Annotated in this window: 3 protein-coding genes; all 3 read right to left on the bottom strand. The window is 68.0% G+C overall.

Annotated features, from left to right (window positions below; translation table 11 throughout):
- On the bottom strand, window positions 1–736 hold a 736-nt coding region (locus tag ACRDUX_RS38440), incomplete at its 3' end, for an MFS transporter (RefSeq protein ID WP_526422404.1).
- Window positions 737–782: 46 nt separating this feature from the next.
- Window positions 783–1559, bottom strand: a complete 777-nt coding sequence (locus ACRDUX_RS38435) for an SDR family NAD(P)-dependent oxidoreductase (RefSeq protein WP_526422402.1) — start codon at window positions 1557–1559, stop codon at window positions 783–785.
- The coding region (locus tag ACRDUX_RS38430; protein ID WP_526422400.1) for a triose-phosphate isomerase at window positions 1556–2071 on the bottom strand (516 nt) is incomplete at its 5' end. The genes ACRDUX_RS38435 and ACRDUX_RS38430, both read right to left, overlap by 4 nt.

Genomic DNA, 2071 nt, shown 5'->3' with positions numbered 1-2071 from the left:
TGCCCCAGGTCTGGGGGTAGGTGAAGAACTTGATCCAGGGCAGGTGCGCCTTGACCTGGGTGGTGTCGTCGCGGCCTGCCACGATGTGCCGGTATTCCTCGTCGCTGAGGCGCTTGGATTCCTCGGGAGCACGGTAGTAGGCCCAGAATGCCACCGCCAGAATGAGACCCGCGAGTCCGATGATCAGGAACATCGCGCGCCAACCCAGGGTGAGCGAGAGCACCGTGAGAACGGGGGGCGCGATCGCCGAGCCCCACTTCGACCCGGAGTCCCAGATGCCTGCCGCCTGGCCTCGCTCCTCACGCGGGAACCAGGCGGTGGTGATCTTGCTGCAGTTCGGCGAGTTTGGCGACTCACCGATGCCGAGCAGGAACCGGAAGGTGAGGAAGTGCGTCATCGTGTGGCCGATCGACATCAGCGCCGTGGCGACCGACCAGATGCCGACCGCCGCGAAGTACATCCTGCGCGCGCCCAGCTTGTCGATGAGGTAGCCGGCGGGCAGCTGGCAGACCGCGTAGGTCCACGAGAAGACCGCACCCATCAGCCCGATGTCGGTCTTCGTCAGGCCGAGCTCGGCGATCATGTGCGGGGCGGCGATCGAGACCGAAGAGCGGTCCATGTAGTTGAGGATGCCGGCCAGCAGCAGCCAGCCGAGCATCCAGTACCGCAGGTTCTTTACCTTCTTGACGTCGAGCTGGCGGCGAGACTGGCTGCCCGCCTTGGGCTGTAGATCCATGACACTCCCTTGTGCGTGGAAACGGATTCATTCAGGGGACGGGTCGTCAGTTGACGACGAGGCCGCCGTTGACGTTGTAGACGGCTGCGGTGATGAAGCCGGCGTCCTCGGACAGCAGGAACTCGATCGTTGCGGCGATGTCCTCGGTGCGGCCGACGCGGTCGACGAGCAGTCCCTTGACCATTTCGGCCTTCCGCTCGTCGGTGAGGACGCCGCCCATGATGTCGGTGTCGATCGGACCGGGGCTCACGACGTTGACGGTGACGCCGAACACGCCCACCTCGCGTGCCACGGCGCGGCTGAAGCCGACCACCGAGGCCTTGGATGCCGAGTAGGGCACCTTGCTGTACGTGCCGCCGCCGAGTTGGGCCGATGCCGACGACAGGTTGACCACCCGTCCGACCCCGCGGGCCACCATGCCGCGGATCGCACGCTGGTTGACGACGAAGGTGCCGGTGCTGTTGATGTCGAGCACCCGGTTCCACTCGTCGAGGGTCAACTCGAGGAACGGGGTGGGCGAGGCCACCCCTGCCCCATGGGCCAGCCCGACGACCGGCGGCAGTTCGGCCTCGATCGCGGTGAACGCGCGGTCCACCGACGCGGGGTCGACGATGTCGACGCCGTAGCCGAGCACCGTTGTCTGCGAATCCTTGTCGACCTCCCTGGCGAACTCGACGACCGCTGCTTCGTCGACGTCCAGGGCGGCGATGTGCCAGCCGGCGGCGGCCAGTCGGCGCACCGTCGTCCGGCCGATGCCACGAGCCGAGCCTGCGCCGGTGACGACCGCGGTGCGCTCGGGCGGAAAGGCGTGCGTGGATGTCATGAGAGTTCGCTTTCTGTAAGAGGGTTCAGGGCGGCGATCTCCTCGACGACCGTCCGCAGGGCGTTGACGTCATGCGCAAAGCGGCCAAGGAACAGCCCGTCGACCGCGCCGTGCAGGGCGGTCGCGGTCCCGGGGGCCGCGCTGCCGCCGTAGAGAACTCGCGACGGCCCGCCGTGTGCGGCTAGTGCGGCCCGCAGTGCCGTTGTCACCGCGATGACGTGTGCGGCCGGAGCGGGGTGCGGTGCGCCGATCGCCCAAACCGGTTCGTACGCAACGACCACGGCCGCATCCGGTACGTCGTTGAGGGCATCGGTCAGTTGCGCGACGCTGTGGGCGGCGGCCTCGTCGGGATCGGTGCGGTTCGCCTCGCCGACGCAGATCAACGGCACCATCGAGTGCGCGACGACCCGGCCGACCTTGGCCCGCACCGTGGCGTCGTCCTCACCGAACAGCCGGCGCCGCTCGGCGTGGCCGACTTCGACGTAGCTGCAGCCGAGCTCGGCCAGGGTCTC

Origin of the sequence: Mycobacterium sp. (assembly GCF_050701675.1) — a bacterium.
In the GTDB taxonomy this organism is placed as follows: Bacteria; Actinomycetota; Actinomycetes; order Mycobacteriales; family Mycobacteriaceae; genus Mycobacterium.
Note: the sequence above shows the minus strand (reverse complement) of the source record. Positions and strands in the feature narration are given on the sequence as shown.

Coding starts and splice junctions, on each gene's coding strand:
- ACRDUX_RS38435 (WP_526422402.1), bottom strand. CDS start 1,559: ATGACATCCACGCACGCCTTTCCGCCCGAGCGCACCGCGGTCGTCACC.